The 19,703-nt window shown below is 44.1% G+C and carries 19 protein-coding genes; 15 read left to right on the plus strand and 4 right to left on the minus strand.

What is annotated here, in order from left to right; translation table 11 throughout:
- The first annotated feature begins 1 nt into the window (after position 1).
- The 6 genes from H6759_01275 to H6759_01300 are packed head-to-tail and all read left to right on the plus strand — an operon-like array spanning position 2 to position 5,626.
- Entirely contained in the window at positions 2–1,132 is a 1,131-nt protein-coding gene (locus H6759_01275) for a glycosyltransferase family 4 protein (protein USN52691.1), read from the plus strand.
- Positions 1,133–1,135: 3 nt separating this feature from the next.
- A complete protein-coding gene (locus tag H6759_01280) occupies positions 1,136–2,257 on the plus strand; it encodes a glycosyltransferase family 4 protein (protein ID USN52692.1) in 1,122 nt (373 codons plus the stop codon).
- Entirely contained in the window at positions 2,254–2,856 is a 603-nt protein-coding gene (locus H6759_01285; GenBank protein ID USN52693.1) for a class I SAM-dependent methyltransferase, read from the plus strand. The genes H6759_01280 and H6759_01285 overlap by 4 nt, the downstream gene beginning before the upstream one ends.
- Position 2,857: 1 nt before the next feature.
- Positions 2,858–3,943, plus strand: a complete 1,086-nt coding sequence (locus H6759_01290; GenBank protein USN52694.1) for a glycosyltransferase family 4 protein — start codon at positions 2,858–2,860, stop codon at positions 3,941–3,943.
- Complete coding sequence (locus H6759_01295) at positions 3,940–4,968, plus strand: glycosyltransferase family 4 protein (protein ID USN52695.1); 1,029 nt, start codon at positions 3,940–3,942, stop codon at positions 4,966–4,968. The genes H6759_01290 and H6759_01295 overlap by 4 nt, the downstream gene beginning before the upstream one ends.
- Positions 4,961–5,626, plus strand: a complete 666-nt coding sequence (locus tag H6759_01300; protein ID USN52696.1) for a class I SAM-dependent methyltransferase — start codon at positions 4,961–4,963, stop codon at positions 5,624–5,626. Before H6759_01295 ends, H6759_01300 begins: the two co-directional genes overlap by 8 nt.
- Here H6759_01300 and H6759_01305 read toward each other — a convergent pair.
- Positions 5,601–6,266 (minus strand): methyltransferase domain-containing protein, encoded by a 666-nt coding sequence (locus H6759_01305; protein ID USN52697.1) that lies wholly within the window; start codon positions 6,264–6,266, stop codon positions 5,601–5,603. The genes H6759_01300 and H6759_01305 overlap by 26 nt on opposite strands.
- A 32-nt stretch (positions 6,267–6,298) precedes the next feature.
- Between H6759_01305 and H6759_01310 the strand changes: the two genes are divergently transcribed.
- A complete protein-coding gene (locus H6759_01310) occupies positions 6,299–6,955 on the plus strand; it encodes a class I SAM-dependent methyltransferase (protein USN52698.1) in 657 nt (218 codons plus the stop codon).
- On the opposite strand, the gene H6759_01315 is transcribed toward H6759_01310, so the two are convergent.
- Positions 6,928–8,184 (minus strand): oligosaccharide flippase family protein, encoded by a 1,257-nt coding sequence (locus H6759_01315; protein ID USN52699.1) that lies wholly within the window; start codon positions 8,182–8,184, stop codon positions 6,928–6,930. The genes H6759_01310 and H6759_01315 overlap by 28 nt on opposite strands.
- Positions 8,185–8,187: 3 nt before the next feature.
- Positions 8,188–9,564, minus strand: coding sequence for a sugar transferase (locus tag H6759_01320; GenBank protein USN52700.1), 1,377 nt, complete (start codon positions 9,562–9,564; stop codon positions 8,188–8,190).
- A 54-nt stretch (positions 9,565–9,618) separates the two neighbouring features.
- Between H6759_01320 and H6759_01325 the strand changes: the two genes are divergently transcribed.
- The 8 genes from H6759_01325 to H6759_01360 all read left to right on the plus strand — a co-directional run bounded on the left by H6759_01325 (position 9,619) and on the right by H6759_01360 (position 17,600).
- Positions 9,619–10,818, plus strand: a complete 1,200-nt coding sequence (locus H6759_01325) for a S8 family serine peptidase (GenBank protein ID USN52701.1) — start codon at positions 9,619–9,621, stop codon at positions 10,816–10,818.
- Positions 10,819–10,837: 19 nt separating this feature from the next.
- Positions 10,838–11,851 (plus strand): NAD-dependent epimerase/dehydratase family protein, encoded by a 1,014-nt coding sequence (locus H6759_01330; protein ID USN52702.1) that lies wholly within the window; start codon positions 10,838–10,840, stop codon positions 11,849–11,851.
- A 5-nt stretch (positions 11,852–11,856) separates the two neighbouring features.
- Complete coding sequence (locus H6759_01335; protein USN52703.1) at positions 11,857–12,882, plus strand: SDR family NAD(P)-dependent oxidoreductase; 1,026 nt, start codon at positions 11,857–11,859, stop codon at positions 12,880–12,882.
- Positions 12,883–12,946: 64 nt separating this feature from the next.
- Positions 12,947–14,311, plus strand: coding sequence for a M23 family metallopeptidase (locus H6759_01340; protein USN52704.1), 1,365 nt, complete (start codon positions 12,947–12,949; stop codon positions 14,309–14,311).
- A 56-nt stretch (positions 14,312–14,367) separates the two neighbouring features.
- Positions 14,368–15,045, plus strand: a complete 678-nt coding sequence (locus tag H6759_01345) for a glycosyltransferase family 2 protein (GenBank protein ID USN52705.1) — start codon at positions 14,368–14,370, stop codon at positions 15,043–15,045.
- Between the two features lie 3 nt (positions 15,046–15,048).
- Positions 15,049–15,381, plus strand: coding sequence for a DUF2304 domain-containing protein (locus H6759_01350; protein USN52706.1), 333 nt, complete (start codon positions 15,049–15,051; stop codon positions 15,379–15,381).
- A gap of 9 nt (positions 15,382–15,390) precedes the next feature.
- Entirely contained in the window at positions 15,391–16,533 is a 1,143-nt protein-coding gene (locus H6759_01355; GenBank protein ID USN52707.1) for a glycosyltransferase family 4 protein, read from the plus strand.
- A complete protein-coding gene (locus tag H6759_01360; protein ID USN52708.1) occupies positions 16,524–17,600 on the plus strand; it encodes a glycosyltransferase family 4 protein in 1,077 nt (358 codons plus the stop codon). The genes H6759_01355 and H6759_01360 overlap by 10 nt, the downstream gene beginning before the upstream one ends.
- Here H6759_01360 and H6759_01365 read toward each other — a convergent pair.
- On the minus strand, positions 17,572–19,650 hold the full coding sequence (locus H6759_01365) for a hypothetical protein (GenBank protein ID USN52709.1): 2,079 nt from the start codon (positions 19,648–19,650) through the stop codon (positions 17,572–17,574). The genes H6759_01360 and H6759_01365 overlap by 29 nt on opposite strands.
- Positions 19,651–19,703 lie beyond the last annotated feature (53 nt).

A 19,703-nucleotide genomic window follows, 5' to 3' on the forward strand; every position in this document is an offset into this window, starting at 1 on the left:
TATGAAAAAAGTTCTTATCTTTTCTACGGCCTATTTTCCACTTGTTGGGGGTGCTGAAGTTGCCATGAAAGAAATTACTGATCGTCTTCACGAGTGGGAGTTTCATGTCATTACCGCAAAAATCCAACCGGGGTTAGCAAGAACGGAACGATTTGGTAATGCGATTGTTCATCGTTGCGGTTTTGGAATGCCTGTTGATAAATACTTGCTCCCTTGTTTTGGTGTATGGCGTGCTTTGCGAATCGCAAAGAAGGAAGAGGTGCAAGTCATCTGGTCACTCATGGCAAGTTATGGTGGCTTTGCGGCACTTGTCTATACTTGGGTACGTCCAAAAGCAAAAATGTTACTTACCTTGCAAGAAGGGGATCCGCTCGACTATATCGCAAAGCGTGTGGGTATTTTTCATCGCTTTTTTGTTAAGATCTTTGAGCGAGCGAATGCTGTGCAAGCGATCAGTCATTTTCTTGCTGATTGGGCGGTAAAGATGGGCTTTAAAGGCGTGCCAATTGTTATCCCTAACGGTGTTGATATTGCGCGTTTTACTGCTCCGCAAGATACAAGTGCATTATCTGCATTACGAACACAGTGGGGAGTATCACAAGAAGATATTCTTGTTGTGACAGCATCTCGACTGGTGTTAAAAAATGGCACCGATGATCTTATTCGAGCGCTTACTTTTTTGCCAAAAAACTATAAGCTCATTATCGCGGGTGATGGTGATGATCGTGATAAATTACGCGTACTCACACAACAAAAGCAACTTACCGAACGTGTTGTTTTTTTAGGAGGTCTTTCTCATGAAAAACTACCATCCGTTTTAAAGGCCTGTGATATTTTTTGCCGACCGTCACTTTCAGAAGGTTTGGGGATTTCATTTTTAGAAGCGATGGCTGTTGGGCTTCCGATTATCGGAACTCCTGTTGGGGGCATCCCGGATTTTCTTCAGGATGGAGAAACGGGTGTATTTTGTCAGCCTCGGGATCCAGAATCAATTGCAAAGGCGGTATTACGAATACAAAATGTACCAGGCTTGCGAGATACCTTGATCGTAAGAGGTTCTGCGTTAGTATCCGAGAGCTATAACTGGGAAAACATCGCCGAAGATATCGGAAAGATGATTCGCTCGATCTAGAATATGCGTATTGTTCTTGCTACGGGTATTTATCCGCCAGACACAGGAGGTCCTGCGAGTTATACGCAGGCATTATTTACGTGGTTAAAAAAAGAAGGTCATCAAGTAACGGTTATTTGTTATAGCGACGCGCCTGGTAACGAAGTGGTACGCATTTCTCGCAATGGGTCATTGTTTAGTCGGTATGTGCATTATGTAAAAGCCGTTTACCTAGCAGCAAAGCAGATGGATATCGTTTATGTACAAGGACCGGTTTCTGAAGGGCTTCCTGGGACAATTGCCGCTAAACTTGCAGGTAAACCCACGGTAATGAAAATCGTAGGGGATTATGCTTGGGAGCAAGCACAGCAAAATGGTGAAACGGCATTATTAGATGAGTTTTTACAAACCAAACATAAAGGCAAGATCCGTTTGATGGAGATTGTCGAACGTTGGACGGCGCGGCAGGCAAAGTACATCATCACACCAAGTCGTTATCTTAAAACGGTTGTCGAGAGATGGGGAGTGCCATCAGATAGGATTAAGGTTATTTTGAATGCGCAAGAACCGCTGAAGGCTTTCTCCGCCGGCGCTATTCGCGCGGCACCTCTTTCACTACGTGAAAAAGGGGATAACGATTGTATTTTTTTTACGGCAGCGAGGGCGGTGCCTTGGAAGGGGGTGAAAGAGCTTATTCAATGGTGGGAGGATACGTCTGAGACGCATCGATTGGTTATTGCGGGTTCTGGGCCAGATGCAGAACTTTGGAGGTCTCTTATCGAAGCCTCGCCCGTAAAAGAGCGTATAGACTATCGCGGTACACTTACTCGCGATCAAATGGCGGAGCAATACGCGCTAAGCGATGCTTTTTTATTAGACTCTGGTTACGAAGGATATCCACATGTCGTCGCTGAGGCTGCCTCAATGGGTGTGCCATGTTTTGTGAGTGATAAAGGTGGTAATCCAGAAACGGTCGAGCAATTTGGCTCTTTGATCACAGTGCTACCGTATCTTGATCGTGTCGCATGGTTAAACGCAATCCAAAACGTACAAAAGAAAACTACACAAGAGTATAAACGCTCCATATGGCGATTTGAAGATATGGCTACAAGTACGTTGGCTGTGTTAAAAGGTAAAAATATATGAAATTCGCTCACGAACAATTTGAACGAGAATGTATGCAAGAAATCGCAAAACGCGATCGTGTTTTGGATGTGGGTGGCGGTTCTCGTTTTCAAAAGGGGATGAAGACATACGAATCACTCTTTGCAAATACAGCGTATGAAACCATGGATATTTCGTCTGATTATTCGCCTGATATTGTAGGGGATATTCATGCTATCCCTTTAGCGGATGCAAGCGTTGATGCGATTATTTGCCGCTCAGTGCTTGAGCATGTAAAAAATCCGAACGTCGCTATAATAGAACTCCATCGTATTCTTAAGCCCGGTGGCCTGTTGTTTTTACAGGTACCATCGACGTATCCATACCATGCACGAAAAGGAGTAGGAGCCTATAAAGATTATTGGCGTTTTTTTGATGATACGCTTGAGCTATTTGGGGAGTCATTTACCTCATACAAAATCGTGAGACATGGCGGTTGGTTTTTGGCGATGTCATTTTTCTTTCCCGGCCAAGCGCTTATGAGAAAGTCTCTTGATTATATCGCACTATTTTTTGATAACGTTTTTGCAACACAGAAAAAGACAACAACGGCGTTTTATAGTGTATTGTTAATGAAGTAGTATGAAGATACTTGCCATTGGATTAGATAGAACGCTTGCTGACCCCGCTTCGGTGTCAGCTAAGCGACAAATCGCTTATTTTCGTGATTGGGATTGTGATATGGTTGTGTTATCGGTTGGATCGTCATCAATAAGTGAAATTGCGCCAAATATTCGTGTCCATCTATCGGGTGGATCAAATAAGCTCATAGCGTTGATGCGTGGTTATAAGCTTGCAAAAAATTTAGCCCAACAAAAACATGTGCAGATTGTTTCAGGACAGGACTTTTTGTGGACGGGGTTGATCGCTTGGCGCGTTGCTCGTGATGTGGGCGCAAAACTCTATGTGCAAGATCATAGCGAGTTTTTTGTATCACGTTTAAAAACCATTCAAGAACGTTTGTTTACGCCAATTGCTCGTCATATCGCAAAACGCGCTGATAAAATCAGAACAGTAAGTCATAGGGGGGTGATGGCTACCACAAAGTTAGGCGTGCATCCAAAAAAAGTCATAGAGATCCCTATCGCGACGGATGTTTCAGCGTATGCAGCTCTTCAACCAGCGAAACAAGAGGCAAAAACCGTTTTGTGCGTAGGACGTTTAGAGTGGCAAAAAGGTATGGATACGTTGTTGATAGCTTGGCACAAGCTGATTAAAATTTTTCCAGAAGCTCGGTTGCATATTGTCGGCACAGGCAAATTGCAAGAAGCGCTTATTGCTCAGTCTCATGTTCTTGAATTAAGTGACTCGGTGGTTTTTAGGGGTGCTTTGCCTCATATCCGCGATGAGTTGGAATGGGCGTCTATAGTAGTACAACCGTCACGATTTGAAGGCTGGGGTATGGCTGTTATCGAAGCTGCGGCTGCCGCAAAACCAATTGTGATGACGAATGTTGGTTGTGCGGGAGAGGTTATTATTCATGATCATTCTGGGATAGTCATTCCTACCAATAATTCGGAGGCTCTCGCAAAGGCGATAGGTTTTCTTTTTCAGCATCCAGAAGTTGCTACACGTTTAGGTCGAGAAGCGCAAAAAAATGCTCTCGCATTACCAACACCAGAACAAATGACTCAGTCTATCCGTGACTCTTTTGAATCAATGCTATGAATATTTTGATTACGATACAAGCCGTTGATTTAGATGATCCATTAAACGGGTTTTTTCATGAATGGTTAAAAGAAGCTTCACATCATTTTGATGCAATAACGGTACTTGCCTTGCGCGTTGGTAGACATGATCTGCCAAAAAATATAACCATTATCCCGATGCGTAAAGCAGGCTCGAGGTCAAAGCTCGAAGCCTTTTGGACACTCGTACGTACATCATGGCAACGCAGAAAAATGTATGATGGTGTCTTTGTGCGTACGGACGCTATTTATGTTCTCTTATGTGGTTGGTTATGGAGACTTTTAGCAAAACCAGTTGTATTTTGGTATGCCCACTATAAGCCAAATAAGCTTTTGCCTTTTGCAGAACAGATAGCAACAGTCGTTGTAACATCGGTACCAGAAGCCTACCCAGGTCGAGCAATGATGGCAGAACGATTAGGTCAGGGGATCGATGAATCTCGTTTTTTGGTGCATGAAAAAACAGAACATGCGATGCTACGATTGCTTGTCTTAGGTCGCGTTCAGAGAATTAAGGGGGTAAAAGAAATAGTGAGTGAATTTATTCGCGAAGGCGCTTATGGTGGCAAAGCGCAATTAACTATTGTAGGTCCCGCTCTAGACAGAGACTACGAAAAAGAGATCGAAGATTTATGTGTTGGTAGAAAGGATATTCGTTGGATAAAGGGTTTGTCGTATGATGAGATTCCATCTTTGCTTGCTGAGCAAGACGTATTAGTAAATGCCTATTCTGGAAGTCTTGATAAGGTTATTGTGGAATCTATGATGATGGGGATGATTCCGGTCGTTGCAACACGTGGTCTTTGTCATACCGTGCCATTAGAGTGGCGCTGGATGGTGGCCGAAACACCAGAAGAGCGTATTCGTGCAATACGTAAGATTCTTTCTCTTGCCTCCGAAGAACGCACTCGATACGCTAAGCGTGTACGTGAGTTGGCTATTCGTGATCATTCGATGCGAGGTCAAATTGAGCGTCTTGCAAACCTCTTTACGAGATATGAATAATCACATTGCGGAGCTCTACCAAAAACATCATGCAGAAAATGAGCGTTTTGGTTTTACTCTTTTTGAAAAAGAGCGTTCTGCATGGCTTTTATCTCAATTTCCAAAGAAAGAAGGTTTACGTATCCTAGACCTAGGATGTCGAGACGCTACCTTGATGCGGCATTATGCACCTTTTGCTTCTACCCTTGTTGGGGTTGATATTGACGCATCCGCAATAGCTGAGGCGCAAAAGCGTTTACCGCAAGCTGAGTTATTTCAAATGGATTTACTTGGTGATTGGAGTGAGTTACAAGGGCATCAATTTGATATTATCGCTTGTTCTGAGGTATTAGAACATGTTTATTATCCTCAACGTGTTGCAGAAAAGGTTTCAAGCTTATTAGCGCCAGGCGGTGTTTTTATTGGAACAATACCAAATGCGTTTTTCTTAAAGCATCGTTTGCGTTATTTATTTGCGTTACGTGAAGGTACGCCAATCTCTGATCCAACGCATATCACCCAATTCAACCTAAAAGAACTAAGACGAGTCTTATCTGTGATTTCAAACACAATAACGATTTCTGGTTATACAAGATTGCCTTTTCGTTGGCTTGCAAAAAAGATGCCCTCCGTATTTGCCTTTGATTTGTACTTTAGCGTAAAGAAGAATCAGAATTAACTTCTGGTACAGCCGTGATAACAAGTGTTTCAATATATTTTTCTGTTAGACGTGAAAGTCCTCGGTACAAGATGTTTAAAAACTTTTTCTTTAGGCTTTCTTGGTGTGAAAGCTCGAGTGAGTAAACGGTATCAAATGATGTCGTTGTCCAGCCATTTTTTCTTAGTAAGACATTTATAGTTTTTTTATTAAAGTAACACGTGTGATCGCTATTTACTGTAGGTTCATCTTTGGTGAGTTTTTCGGCAATATTAAAGAGATTAAAGGTATTTGGTGTTGTGAGTATAAGCCGGCCATTTGGCTTGAGATGTTTTTTGCATGCATCTAAAAATAATCCAGGATTTGAAAGATGTTCTATAAGATCACCTGCAAAAATGACATCAAAGGTGACTGGGAGGGTAAAGTGTTCTGCGCTCTGTTTGAAATAGCGTCCTTCGTCTTGCGGCAGATTTGTTTCGTAAGTTTGCAGGTCTAAACCATAGGTTTCTTTTGCGATCTTTTTGATGGTTCTGTGCAACCAATGAGAGTCGGCAGGTGTTTTTCCTTGGCCTAAAAAACCAATATCAAGAACGGTATCTGATGGAGTGATGGTTGCGGCTATCAATGCCTGCTTATTAGGATAGATCATAGTTGATGGCATTTTACCCATCAGATAGCATACGGTTAAACCATATGCGCTTTGCAGAGACTGTTCAAGACCTGTTAAAAGGTTCTTCTTTAACAAGATCTGCTTTTAATCGCACATTGCCTCGAATATCGGCATTAAGTGGCCGTATACTGGATGTAGGAGGCACAAGGGTACCAATGGCGAGTTATTATCGGTATTTGGCCATCGACGATGTAAGAATGGTCGAGGTGCTAAATATCGTGGATTCCGTAGGCGCTGATATTGTCGCCGATGCTGCCACAATCCCTTGTGAGACGGCGCGATACGATGCCGCTATCTGTTTTAATGTACTAGAACATGTCGCACGTCCACAGCATGTCTTGTCTGAAGTTCGTCGTGTTATAAAAACAGATGGACGCTTTATCTTGATGGTGCCATTTTTGCACAGAGTACATGGTGATCCAGATGATTATTTTCGTTATACCGAATCTGGATTGCGCGTACTCTTTACTGATGCTGGGTTTTCGATTCGTTCGATTCTTGTGTTAGGCAAGGGTCCGCTCACTGCTGCCTTGGCACAGTGGCAGACGCTTGTGCCTGGTTGGATGTCATTACCATTTTTTGCTATCTGTTATGCGCTAGATGGATGGTATATTCGTCTTCGTCCAAAGCAAGCTCAGAATTGGCCGCTTGGTTATTTGGTAGAGGCGAGAGCGATCTGACGTTTGGCGGCAAACTCTAATCCGATCTGATATCCCAACATTTGGATAGCTTGAAAAAGGAGCTTACCAATAACGGCGCCGACCAATCCGCCAAGGAATAACCCAATCGCCATAATGACGCTTTGAAGTATAGATGAAGTGACGAGGACTTTGCTTAAAGTATCGGACTCTTGTTGAGAAAAGAGGATGGTGAGCGGTATCGACCAAAGACCAAAAAGAAAGCTGATCCCGTATAGCTGTGCGAGAGGAATAATGTCTGTATAATTTGGATAGATGAGCGTAAATACCGGCGGGCAAAGCAAGACATAACCCAAGGCAGTAAAACTGAGACCAACAAAAAGCAACGCCATTTTTCTACGTAACAATGGAACAATTTCACCTAGGTTTCGATTTGCATAATCTGGTAAAACCACTGATGGGCCTATTTTTATAAAGCCCTTTAAGCGTTCTGGAATGGTTGTAATAACGGCAAAGGCCGCAAGGGATGCCGGACCAAGGATTGCGTGGATGAGAAATGTTTCTATTTGATCAACAGCAAGTCGAAGCCCCCAAAGGATAGAGATATGACGACCATAGGGGATGGTGGCTTTATCGGTTGAGGTATTTGGTTTGTAGCGATAGACGGTATAAGCGTGAAATAGCAAATTCGTTAGCAAAGTGGCGCCAATATTTGCTAGCGTAATAACGATAAGGCTTTGTGTACCAATAAGCGCAATAGCAATCGTCCCGTAGATACATAGCGCTTGAATAACATTGCTAGTAGAAAAAGCTTCGAACGCTTTTTTTCCTTGTAAGAAAGCAGTATAGGTATTAAAGGCATTCGATACCGGCATCACCAAGGCAATCGCCGCTAAACAAAAGGCGGCCGTCGTATTGCTTTGAGCGTAAAAGAAAGAGGCGGCTATAAAGCCTCCGATAGCATGTGGTATAGCCCACTTTAATTGGTAGCGGATAGAACTCGCTAAAGCCCCTTCATGCCCTCTTGCAACCGCTTGGACAACGGCAATGTTCATTCCGGATAATGCAAAGCTATTAAAAGCATTTAACAAACCTAAGATAAAACGGTATTCGCCAAAAACCTCTTTACTCAGGGTATTAGCAAACAAAATATTTACTCCTAAGCCAAAAATAGCAGCAATAAAAGAACCTACGACGAGCAAGCTACTATTTTTTGCATGCTCACGTACATTGATTTTAAGTCGATGCTCAAGTTGTTGAAGAATAGACATGACTTAAGTGCCTTGACGACGTAAGACGACGCCAATGGTTTTTAGAAGAATAAGGGTATCCAAAAATAATGAGCGATGTTTAATATAAAAAAGATCGTATTGTAATTTACGTAAGTTGTCTTCGAGTACAGCCGTTGGTATTAAGTACGAAACTTGTGCCCAGCCGGTGAGTCCAGGGCGTGTAAGGTGACGCAACTTATAATAAGGCATCTGTTCTTCGAGTGGTGCAGTAAACTCAGGCCTTTCTGGTCGAGGGCCGATAAAGGAGAGATCACCAATAAAGACATTCCAGATCTGCGGTAATTCATCGAGACGTAATTGGCGAAGTATGCGACCTGCTTTAAATAATCGCGGATCTGTTTTTGCATCTGAGGTAAATTGCGCACCTTCTTTTTCAGCGTCTAGATGCATGGTACGAAATTTCCAAAGGGTAAATCGTTGGCCGTTTTTGCCAACGCGTACTTGTTTATAGAGCGCAGGTCCTGGTGACGAGACTTTAATAATCCCAGCGATCAAAGGGTAGAGTAGGATGGTGATGATGCCAAAAGGGATGGCCATCAAAACATCTGTGCCGCGCTTTACGATCTCGTACCAAGCTTTGTCCGCCTCTTTAAGATGATGAAGAAACCAAGCTTCATTGACATAACGAAGAGGAATACGACCGGTCGCTGCTTCTTCGATTTCTGCGCGGTCTAAGATAGTGATTGGATAGAACACTGCTTGATACACGGCATTACGTAGAGACTCGTGTGTTTCTGGTGACGCCCCAAGTACAATCGTTTGAACACGATGCATGACGAGAAAATCCTCCCATTGTTGTAGTCCTTCATAGGTTTCAAAAAAGCTATTTTTTGTTGCCATGCCTCCCGTGATAAAAGCATGTGTGAGTTTTAACCCAAGAGGGCTCTCTTCTAGTAGACGCGCTACTGGCATGGCTTCACTTGCTGGACCAATATAGACGGTGATTGCTGGGGTAGCGTTTCTTGATAAAAGATGACCAACAATGATCCGCCACACATATCCAAAAAAGAGAAAAACAGCAAATTGTATAACGAGGATACGTCGAGGAGCAATCCCGAAAAAGGGGAGTAAATAAAAGAAGGCAAACCCAATAAGAACATTTACAAGCATTCCTTCAAGGTACTGACGAAAAAGCTTAATCGGCTCTCTAATAAGAAGAAAACCGTATAAGCCAGAAACATAAAATACTACGACCCAGATCAATGAGAGGAGAAAAAATGGCAATGCGTGGAGCGACCACTGTTCTTGGTGAAATGTTCCGTAACGCACAAAGAGGGTTATCACCATTGCAAACTGAAAAAAGACCAAGTCTCCAAGGACAAATCCTAGTGTTTTGAGTCTATGTCTTCCTGTAAGCATATTCGCGAGAAATCTGTTTAAAGTGTAGACTTTTGGAGATCAACCTGTCCAGCTATGAAACCATTACGATATTTCACCTTTCTCTTTATTTTAAGCGCAATCCCAACAAGTGCATTTGCGGCGACCGTGAATGATCCGCTCTTTGCTCAGCAATGGAGTTTGCGTCAAACGCATGTTCCGGCGGCTTGGGATATCACTATGGGTGATCCTGCTGTTGTTGTAGCGGTTATCGATACGGGTATTGATATGAATCAGCCTGAATTTGCAAATGCCATCTGGACAAATCCCTATGAGATTGCCGGCAATGGTATCGATGATGATAATGATGGTTATATTGATAATGTTCATGGTTGGAACTTTGTAAACGATTCACCCGATACACAGCCAATGAAGGTTATGCATCAACTTGATGAGTCCTACAGCCATGGTGCGGCTGTGGCCTCGATTATTGCCGCAAGAGCAAATGATCGTTATGGCATGGCAGGCGTTGCCCCAAATGTCCAAATCTTACCTATCACGGTATTAGATGGTGATGGTTTTGGTGCAAATAATAATCTGGCATCTGCTATTCGATATGCAACAGCAAAAAATGTACGCATCATGAATATCAGCGTAACGGGCTTTGAAGATAATGACGAAGTGCGTTTTGCTCTCTACGAAGCTCAACAAAGAGGGATTGTGATTGTTGCAGCCGTTGGTAATAGCGGAGCTGTGGAAGGGCAGAATCTTGACGAAGTCTCGGTGTATCCTGCATGTAACGGTAAAGATACAAAAACAAGTACGTTTATTCGAGTAACGGGGACGGACTCTATTGATCAGCATGCGCCACATGCAAACTTTGGTGCTTCGTGTACAGATATCGCAGCACCTGGCCATGAGCTTATTGGAGCGCATCCACTTGATTTACCAAGCGGCTCCGAAGAGACCGAGACCTATACACATGTTGCCGGCTTAACAGGAACGAGTGTTGCCTCACCAATGGTCGCAGGGACCGCGGCACTTATTGCATCAGCAAATCCAAAACTCACCGGTGCAGAGATACGACAAGTTCTTTTAACGACAACAGATTCTATCGAGCCAGGTATTGCCCCAGGTCAAAAAGGGCAGCTTGGATACGGGCGTTTAAATGCAGAAAAAGCCCTAAAAAAAGCGCTTCTTTCAACGGCTTCGCTTGCTGGTTCTCAATCAGTAAAACCCGCAATTGGACAAGAGCCACAATGGGGGAGGGTCTTTCGCTTTTGGTTGGGTCGGTAAACCTGCTATAATCAGCGTTATGGCGAATCCGATCTTTGAACGAAAAAATGTTGTTGTAACAGGTGGAGCTGGTTTTATCGGCTCACATCTTTGTGATGCGCTTGTAAAAGACCATCACGTTATCTGTATTGATAATTTTTCTACGAGTGATATTGAGAATATCAATCACTTATTACAAAATCCTCACTTTGAGCTCATCAACCACGATATCACCAAGCCTTTTGACTTGCGTGATTTTCCTGAGTTAGAACGTTTCAAAATCAAGTTTCAAGGGATTCAAGAGATTTATCATCTTGCTTCTCCTATTTCGAAAAAGCATTTTGAAGAATTTAAAGTCGCAACTGTTTTAACCAATTCTATTGGGACAAAAAATGTTTTGGATATTGCTGTTGCACATCAAGCAAAAATCTTGTTTGCCTCATCTTCGGCACTTTATGGTCCACGTCGTGCGGACAAAGATCATGTTTCTGAGTCTGATGCGTGTTTGATCGATCACCTTACGCCAAGAGGTGCGTATGACGAGGGTAAGCGTTTTAGCGAGGCGATTCTTTCTACCTATGCTGATGTCTATGGTATTGATGTAAAAATTGCACGTATTTTTCGTACCTATGGCCCACGTATGAAATTGCATGATGGTAACTTATTGCCAGACATGATTAATGCTGGTCTTGATGGTAAAGATATTGAGCTCTCTGCCCCCGAAGATGCAAAGATCGCGCTTTGCTATGTCTCCGACATTATCGATGGACTCGTACGTCATATGCGATCAACGATTGACGTTACGGTAGTTAATCTTGGTTCAGATCAAGAGATTTACCTGTCATCGGTTGCCTCTCTCATTGCCAAGATCACAGGAGGTAATGCACGAGTACGTTTTACGGCAGTTAGCTCTTTTCAGGAGCCAGGGCTTCCTGACCTAACAAAAGCAAAACAAATTTTGTCATGGATCCCTTTAGTGCGATTAGAGGACGGTATTACTCGTATGGTTGAATACGCACGCTCACGTCGTCAACAAAGAACCATGTTTTCCTAATCACTATGTCTGAAATCATCTTTGATAAAAAAAATATTCTTGTAACGGGTGGCGCTGGTTTTATCGGCTCACATCTTTGTGAAGAATTATTAAATGCAGGTGCAAATGTTATTTGTTTAGACAATTTTGTTACCAGTCAAGAGCAAAACATTGACCATCTTTTGCGTCATCCGTCCTTTGAATTTATTCGTCATGATATGACGCAAGCGTTTGATCCCGAAGCCTATCCAGAGCTTGCGCGTTTTCGTATTAAGTTTCAGGGGATTCAAGAGATCTATAATCTCGCATGTCCAACGAGTCCAAAGAAGTTTGAGCAATATCGCATGCAAACGCTCTACACAAACTCTGTTGGTGTACGACAAGCATTAGATCTCGCATTGCGCTATAAGGCGCGTGTTGTGCATGCCTCATCATCGGTTATTTATGGTGCGCGTCCAGTGGACGGTCATCGATTTGTCGAGACAGAATTTGGTGCAAATGATCTTTTATCACCACGTGCTTGTTATGATGAAGGCAAGCGATGGGGTGAGACGATTTGCTCAACCTATACACAAGTTCACGGGCTTGATGTACGTATTGCACGTATTTTTCGTACCTATGGTCCACGTATGCCGCTCTATGATGGTCAGATGATTCCTGATTTCATCACGAACGCTTTAGAGGGCAAGGATTTAGAGATTTTTGGTGATGAGACATTTCGTACATCACTTATGTATGTAGGAGATTTGGTAGATGGACTTGTTAAGCTTATGAATATCCCACAGAATCCTGGACCGATCAATTTTGGAAGTGATGTAGATATCCCATTGGTAGATGTTGCGACGCGTATATTACAAATGACGGGATCGTCATCTACGATTAAGTTTAGTGGATCATTGTTATTTATGACCGAGCTTGGTTTGCCTGAGCTTGCTAAAGCAAGAGAGACGCTTGACTGGATCCCTCTTGTGATGTTGGACGATGGATTAAAACGATCGATTGATTATACGATTTCGCATAAATCTTTGCTTGGTTTTCAGCCACTCGCATAACGTTATACACAAAAGAAGGCTTGACGGCCTTCTTTTTTTATTGAACGGAGTTAAGAGCGGTAACATGTCGTTATCACAAGGAGTTGGTGTTATGACAAGATTTGCTTGGGTGTATTGGTTAGGGGTGTTTTTTCTCACGGCTCTCCATGGCTGCGTCACGGACTCAACGTATCAGGACGTTGAAGATCCTTATGACGCAAGTTCTGAGGCGCTCGTGGCGAACTGTGGTGGTACCGTCAGGTATCCAACAACAGAAAGAGACTTTAATCGTCTCTATGCACAACGAGTATTTCTCGCTAGTGGCGGGCCGGGGGCGCATCTTGGTCGCGATATTGCCTATCGAGTAGATGAATCCATTTATCCCATCATGTGTGGTCGTATTGTTTATTACGGCCCCGCTAGTGGCTATGGGACCTTGGTTGTCGCTATTGAGCATACGCTGAATCGCGCCATCTCGGTAACATCAGGCGATGGAAGGAAAACGTTGGTTACGACGTTTCTCTCGATTTACGGTCACCTGATGGCTGCTACACCAGATGGTGTAACACAGCCTTGGCGCAATGGTGACATGGTTACTACGCAAGATCGCATCGGTGTAGTGCAAACCGATGCCTTAAATGGTGACGGTGCTGAACATCTGCATTTGGGGATTCGGCTTCAAAGTGCTGCCGAAGCTCAACGCGTCGATGGTCGGTATTGGATGAGGGGTTATGATAGTAATCCGTCCAAGCGTCGTTTCTTTGCTGATCCAGCGATATTTCTCTATGAGGTAATGCAGTTTCAGAGGTCTATTCTGTCGCACCCTGCGGGGAGCTATCTCATTGATCCGCTTGGTAATAGGTATGTGGTGAGTGCCAACGGATCAGATCTGCATGCCATCGAGCCGCTTACAGCAGAGCAAGAGGGTTTTACGCAAAGACCTCTCTTGATCACAGAGCAAGAAAAAGCCTGCTACTTTATCAGTGATGAATATCGCCCGCGCTTTCGTCAGCAACCGGGGAGTGTTCCATTCGTTGGACGAAGCCAATATAGTCCAGTCGTCTATCTCTTTTATGGTGATAGGCAAAACGTCTATCACCGTGATGCCTTTGTCTCATGGGAAGCCTTGCTCTCACATGGGTATACTGCGGACAATATTGGTTGGTTTGACGAGACTGAGCTTGATTCGTTGCGACGCCTCTACCCCGTTCAGGGTATTGTGCGGATGCAAGAAGGGTCACTTGTCAAAGCACGTGGTGCGCCTGCCGTTTATGTCGTTTCTAATGGTCGTCGTAGGCCGATCTATAACTGGAATACCTTTCAGGCATTCGGCTATTCGGCTAATCAGATCTACGAAATTGATGCAGATGCTCTTAACGACGTTGCTGGGCCTTTGGGTACGGTATTACGGCTCGAGGATGCGTCAGCTTGCCCCGCTCGCGGGATCTAACTGTCACCCACACCAGGTCTCTGGTGTGGGTGTTCTGTTTGTTGTAGGGTAGTGGTATGAAGGTAATTGCGGTTATTCCGGCCTATTTTGAAGGGTCGCGTATCGCTCATGTGATTCATGAGGTAAAGCCATTCGTTGATGAGGTGGTTGTCGTTGATGATGGTTCTACAGATATCACCACCAAAACAGCAAAAGAGGCTGGAGCAATTGTATTTCGCCATGCTGTAAATCGAGGTCAGGGCGCAGCATTGCGTACAGGTACGGAGGCAGCGCTTCGTCTTGGGGCTGATTGCATTATCCATCTTGATGCAGACGGGCAGCACGACTCTGCGGCCATCCCGCTTTTCTTGAAAGAAATCGAAGCGGGGAGTGAAGTTGTTTTTGGATCTCGGTTCTTAGGTGCAGAGGCTATTGGTATGCCAAAACATCGAAGATATGTTTTGGCCTTGGCAAAAACATTCAATCGTTTCGCACTCGGGATTTCTTCGCAAGTAACAGATCCACAAAGTGGTTATCGTGCAATGACCGCTCAAGCAGCGAGAACGATTGATTTTCGACAAGATCGTATGGCGCATTGTTCCGAGATATTGCGACTTGTTACGCGTTCATCACTGCGCTGGAAGGAAATCCCAACAACCGTTCGTTATACAGAGGACACACTAGCAAAAGGACAAAAAGCAACGGATGCGTTTGTTATAGTTTGGCAATTAATTCTTGGAGCTTTTCAACGATAAACTATGATTATTCAATTTTTACTTACTCTTATCGCGCTTGCTGGTTTTGCCTTGGTGTGGCGACGAGCGTCGCAAGGTGTTTTAAGTCGTATCGAATCAATCAGTTGGTCGCTTTTGTGGATCGCGGGTACAATTATCGTTTGGCAACCAGAGGTTGCTAGTCGCTTAGCACGTTTGGTTGGTGTCGGTCGTGGTGTCGACGTGATCACGTATCTTGTTTTGGCTTTTGTTTGTATTCTTCTTTTTCAAGCATTTTTAGCGATAGATCGCTTAGAGCGAAAACTTACGGATTTGGTACGTGCAGATGCTCTTCGCGATCTTGCGCCAAAAGAGTAGAATTTGAGTATGCGAGTTATTCATATTGCTTGTGTCGCGCCTCCAGAAATTGGAGGAATTGGCCAAGTAGCTTTACGTGAAGTCACCGGTCTTCGTGCGCATGGCGTTGATGCTCGACTTATTGCTCCTGAACTCCCGGCGGGTCACCATGCTTCTACAGTTTTAGCCGACTATGATCGATCGTTTGTGCATCGATTGCCAACGGCATGGCGGTTTGGAAATGCATCTCTTCTTGAGGGATGGCGTGAACTTGTGTCTTCGGCCGATGTATTGCATTTACATTATCCTTATTATGGATTTACTGAGCAGCTTTTATTTGCTGGGATGGATTTACCGCCAATCGTCATCACGTATCATATGGATGCGACGGCAAAAAAGACCGTGCGTGGCTGGATATTTGCTTTGCACAGATTCTTCTTTCAAAACGCTATTTTACGTCTAGGGAAACGTATCATTGTTTCGTCATTTGATTATGCTCGCAATGCATCAGTAGCACGATTTTTTCGTAAAGACCCAGATCGGTTTCAAGAGTTGCCTTTTGGAATTGATACCGTAAAATTTTCTCCAGGGTTAGACGAGCGTGAACGATTGATGATCGGCGAGTCTGATCCAACCATTCTTTTTGTGGGTGGACTCGATGAAGCGCATGCCTTTAAAGGGCTATCAGTGCTTTTTAAGGCTTTTATCATGATAGATAGCGCAGCACATCTTGTTATTGTCGGTGACGGTGATAAGCGTGCGGATTTTGAAGCAGAAGCAAGAGAGCTTGGGATTGCCTCGCGCGTTCACTTTATGGGCCGCGTTCGTGTAGATGAGCTCGTATCGCTTTATCGCTCGGCTGATGTCTTTGCCTTTCCGTCTACGAGTCAGGCGGAGGCATTTGGATTAGTCGCGCTTGAAGCACAGGCTTGTGGTTTGCCGGTTGTTGCTTCGGATTTACCAGGTGTTCGGACGGTAGTTCGTCAGGATGAGACGGGTTTACTTGTTCCGCCTAACGATAGCGAGTTGCTTGCTGATGCATTAACGGATGTCCTTTCTCATCCACAAAAACGTATGCAATTTTCTATTGAAGCGCGTAAGCATGCATTGCAGTATGGTTATGAAGCGCATACCAGCGAACTCATGGAGATGTATCGACAAGTATGCGAATAGCTCTTTTAACAAATGCCTTTCCTCCGGTTATGCGAGGTGGGGGAGGACGAATCGCTTCGTGGCATGAACAAATCCTTCTAGACGCAGGACACGAAGTCCGGGTTTTTTGCCCACCGATTACCTGGTTTGATAAGCCGATTCTTTCAAGGCTCTTTTATCATTTTCGTGATCTTTTTTCGCGTTCTACGGTTACGAGTGAGATTGTTGTTTGGAACCCGGATATACTCATCACTGAAAATCTTACAGGTTGTGGATTTGGTACTCCGCAAGCCGTGATCGCAAAGACGGGAGCACAATGGGTGCATGTATTGCACGATGTTCAGCTCTTTGAGCCATCGGGACGCTTAAAAGACGCAGAGCGCATCACATTGTGGCAATACGTTTGGGGAGGGATGCGACGTTTTGTTTTTGGTGATCCGCAAACCGTTATTTGTCCTACACAATGGCTCTACGAAGAGCACCGTCGACGTGGATTTTTTACGCGAAGTGAAGTCGCGATCTTGCCTAACCCTGCTCCAGAAGAACAATTTGTATTGCGTTCGCCAAGAATGCCGCTTTCGCTTTTACTTATTGGTGCAACACAAGAAAAAGGTCTTGCGATGGCTGAGTGGTTAGCGAGTCATGCGATAGATTGCGCTGTTACCGTTACGTATCCACCAACACAATATATTTCGATACCGAAAGAAAGTCATGTTCTCTACGTACCAAATGATGGCCCAGATAGCGTTGTACAAATGATGAAAGAAGCAGACGTACTACTCGTGCCATCAACCATTGTCGAAAATCAACCAACCGTCATTCTCGAGGCAGCCTCGGTTGGATTACCCGTTATTGCTTCAGATATTGGAGGTATCCGCGAAACCCTTGATGGAGCGGGTACACTTTGTCATCCATGGGATGAGCAGGCTTGGCTAGAAGCGGTAGAGCTTCACAAGCAACCAGCCTTTTATAGTTCTCAGGCTCTACAAATGTACGAATTAGCACGTAAACGAGTTTTTGCGGATTATGCGTATAACTTCGCAACGCTTGTAGAAGAGCTTATTCAAGATCAAAACGATACAGAGTAATCGCACCGTTATCGATATCATGTTCATTGCCTGCAAGAGAGGATAATTGTCCTCTTACGCGTTCTGCATCCCACCAGTAGTTGTGGATTGCTACGTAAATGATACGTGAGTTTGTGAGTCGGCCAGCTTCTTTAATGGTGTCTATCGTAGGATTTTCTGAAGAGATACGTAAAAAACGTTCGTACAGTTTTCCGCCTGTTGGGATAGGATAATAGAACACATCATCAACATATCGCTTAAAGCCAAGAGCTTCGATAGCGGCGGCACTCATGCTTTGATTGGCTAATACAGCATAAGGACGTTGTTGAGCGTCTTGATCAATCCAAACGACAGCTTCTTTGTCTGCTTGACCAACACTCCAGCCATGGCTAATGACTCCAGCATCATGACGCGGAAAAGCATTGTATACACGAGCAGACTGCCAGAAGAGCAGTGATGCAAGTACAGCGCTACTTACGAGTGCTGGCCGTGATTTTTGTAGCTGTTGATAAAGACCTTTTGCCGCGGGTATCGCTAATAGGATTAAGCCAATCGTAAACAATCGATCAGCATAGTTGCTTCGCTCATAGGCGATAAGAAAAGAAAAGTCCCCAACAATACGCATGAGATAGCCACTGATAAACAAAAAGACTCCAGAAAATGTTAATAGTTGATAAAACGATCGCTCTTGTGGCTCTTCGACTGATTTACTTAAGCCAAGTATTGCAAAGAGTAAGGTAAGTGGAGGTACTACCAAAGCAACAAGATCTACCCAATCTGGCCACATAGAGGCGTTGGCTCGTGCGCTCAATAATGAATGTAGAGTCGCTTGTAGTGAGGAAAAATCTAAAAGCTTAGCAAAATCCCAAGTGATAGCTTGCTTACCCAAAAGACTAAAAACAAAGAAGGCGGCTGGCACGGCAAATGCTGCACCGAAAGCGGTAATCACACTCATCCATGTACGCCAGAGCTGAGGTTTCTTGTGCGCGATCGTCATCCCGGCAAGGACGGTTACAAATGGCAATCCCGCTAAAGGATGTGTTGCTAGTGACCATGTAGCAAAAATCCAAGCAGGTAGTACAGAATAGGTTTCGTCTTTATATCGCGGTAGCAGAAGAAGTGACGTAAATCCAAAAAGATAAGAAAGAGATTGCGGCGTTGTTGAAATAAGCCAGCTCAAAGGCAAAAAAAGAAGTGCTAAAAGATCTTGAGAAAGGATTCTCCTTTTACGATCGATGGCAAATGCCGCGATAAGAAACGTCGTAAGACCCGTCAAAAGATAACGATCAATGGTATTGATTGAGAGATCGAAGAATTGTTTTATCCAAACCACCAAGGTGTATTGACCAATATAGTAAAATGGCTTTGGTTGTAGAGTCCCGTTTTCAAATAGGAGCCGCGTGCTTTCGCGATGAAGAAAACCATCAAAGCCAAAGCCTTGCGTATAGACGAGGGATGTAATCAGACTGAGGGCAATAAGCCCAGCGCCTGCTGCAGGAAGCAGCCAATACGTACGCTGTGTTTTTTTCGAAAGGAGTAATGGTAACAAAAAAAGAATACCTAATATGAACGGAAGTAATGGGTGAAGATAGGGCCAAGGACTTCTGATGGCGTCACTCGTGGCATGAGCCGCTGCATTACGTAAAACAAAACTCGTTAATACTATAGTGACAAGCGCACCCACCATGCCCATAATTGATGAATAGGGGGTTGATTTGATGAAGGTGGATTTATCCACGTCATGAAAGTAGCTGCTATAAAATGCAATCAAACCACCAGACAAGAGAGTAGCAAAAGAAAGGATATAGGCGTTTAGTGGTACAGATAGATAGTAGCCAAATGTGAGTAGCAAGCTCTGTCCACCGAGTATTGTGCCAATAAGAATGATAAAACTCGTTATTTGACCACTGGTGGGCAATAATCGCTTGCTCGCCGAATAGGCAACGAGCAAGATGCTAGCAAAACACATCGAAAGACTTACGATGTGACCAGGCAATACAATGACGAGGATTGCTGAGATCGCAAGCCATAGTCCTAGCCAAAAACCCTCTCGGTCAAAACGTTCAATCATGGGCATAGCCTAGCAAGTTTTACGTCTTTGATATAGCGCTATCTCTATTGTGT

It is taken from the genome of Candidatus Nomurabacteria bacterium (genome assembly GCA_023898425.1).
Lineage (GTDB): Bacteria > Patescibacteriota > Patescibacteriia > 2-12-FULL-60-25 > 2-12-FULL-60-25 > HK-STAS-PATE-2.

What these genes read in the sequence shown, in the direction of transcription:
- H6759_01275 (USN52691.1), top strand. Translation starts at nt 2, where the DNA reads ATGAAAAAAGTTCTTATCTTTTCTACGGCCTATTTTCCACTTGTTGGG.
- H6759_01280 (USN52692.1), top strand. Translation starts at nt 1,136, where the DNA reads ATGCGTATTGTTCTTGCTACGGGTATTTATCCGCCAGACACAGGAGGT.
- H6759_01285 (USN52693.1), top strand. Translation starts at nt 2,254, where the DNA reads ATGAAATTCGCTCACGAACAATTTGAACGAGAATGTATGCAAGAAATC.
- H6759_01290 (USN52694.1), top strand. Translation starts at nt 2,858, where the DNA reads ATGAAGATACTTGCCATTGGATTAGATAGAACGCTTGCTGACCCCGCT.
- H6759_01295 (USN52695.1), top strand. Translation starts at nt 3,940, where the DNA reads ATGAATATTTTGATTACGATACAAGCCGTTGATTTAGATGATCCATTA.
- H6759_01300 (USN52696.1), top strand. Translation starts at nt 4,961, where the DNA reads ATGAATAATCACATTGCGGAGCTCTACCAAAAACATCATGCAGAAAAT.
- H6759_01305 (USN52697.1), bottom strand. Translation starts at nt 6,266, where the DNA reads ATGCCATCAACTATGATCTATCCTAATAAGCAGGCATTGATAGCCGCA.
- H6759_01310 (USN52698.1), top strand. Translation starts at nt 6,299, where the DNA reads ATGCGCTTTGCAGAGACTGTTCAAGACCTGTTAAAAGGTTCTTCTTTA.
- H6759_01315 (USN52699.1), bottom strand. Translation starts at nt 8,184, where the DNA reads ATGTCTATTCTTCAACAACTTGAGCATCGACTTAAAATCAATGTACGT.
- H6759_01320 (USN52700.1), bottom strand. Translation starts at nt 9,564, where the DNA reads ATGCTTACAGGAAGACATAGACTCAAAACACTAGGATTTGTCCTTGGA.
- H6759_01325 (USN52701.1), top strand. Translation starts at nt 9,619, where the DNA reads ATGAAACCATTACGATATTTCACCTTTCTCTTTATTTTAAGCGCAATC.
- H6759_01330 (USN52702.1), top strand. Translation starts at nt 10,838, where the DNA reads ATGGCGAATCCGATCTTTGAACGAAAAAATGTTGTTGTAACAGGTGGA.
- H6759_01335 (USN52703.1), top strand. Translation starts at nt 11,857, where the DNA reads ATGTCTGAAATCATCTTTGATAAAAAAAATATTCTTGTAACGGGTGGC.
- H6759_01340 (USN52704.1), top strand. Translation starts at nt 12,947, where the DNA reads ATGTCGTTATCACAAGGAGTTGGTGTTATGACAAGATTTGCTTGGGTG.
- H6759_01345 (USN52705.1), top strand. Translation starts at nt 14,368, where the DNA reads ATGAAGGTAATTGCGGTTATTCCGGCCTATTTTGAAGGGTCGCGTATC.
- H6759_01350 (USN52706.1), top strand. Translation starts at nt 15,049, where the DNA reads ATGATTATTCAATTTTTACTTACTCTTATCGCGCTTGCTGGTTTTGCC.
- H6759_01355 (USN52707.1), top strand. Translation starts at nt 15,391, where the DNA reads ATGCGAGTTATTCATATTGCTTGTGTCGCGCCTCCAGAAATTGGAGGA.
- H6759_01360 (USN52708.1), top strand. Translation starts at nt 16,524, where the DNA reads ATGCGAATAGCTCTTTTAACAAATGCCTTTCCTCCGGTTATGCGAGGT.
- H6759_01365 (USN52709.1), bottom strand. Translation starts at nt 19,650, where the DNA reads ATGATTGAACGTTTTGACCGAGAGGGTTTTTGGCTAGGACTATGGCTT.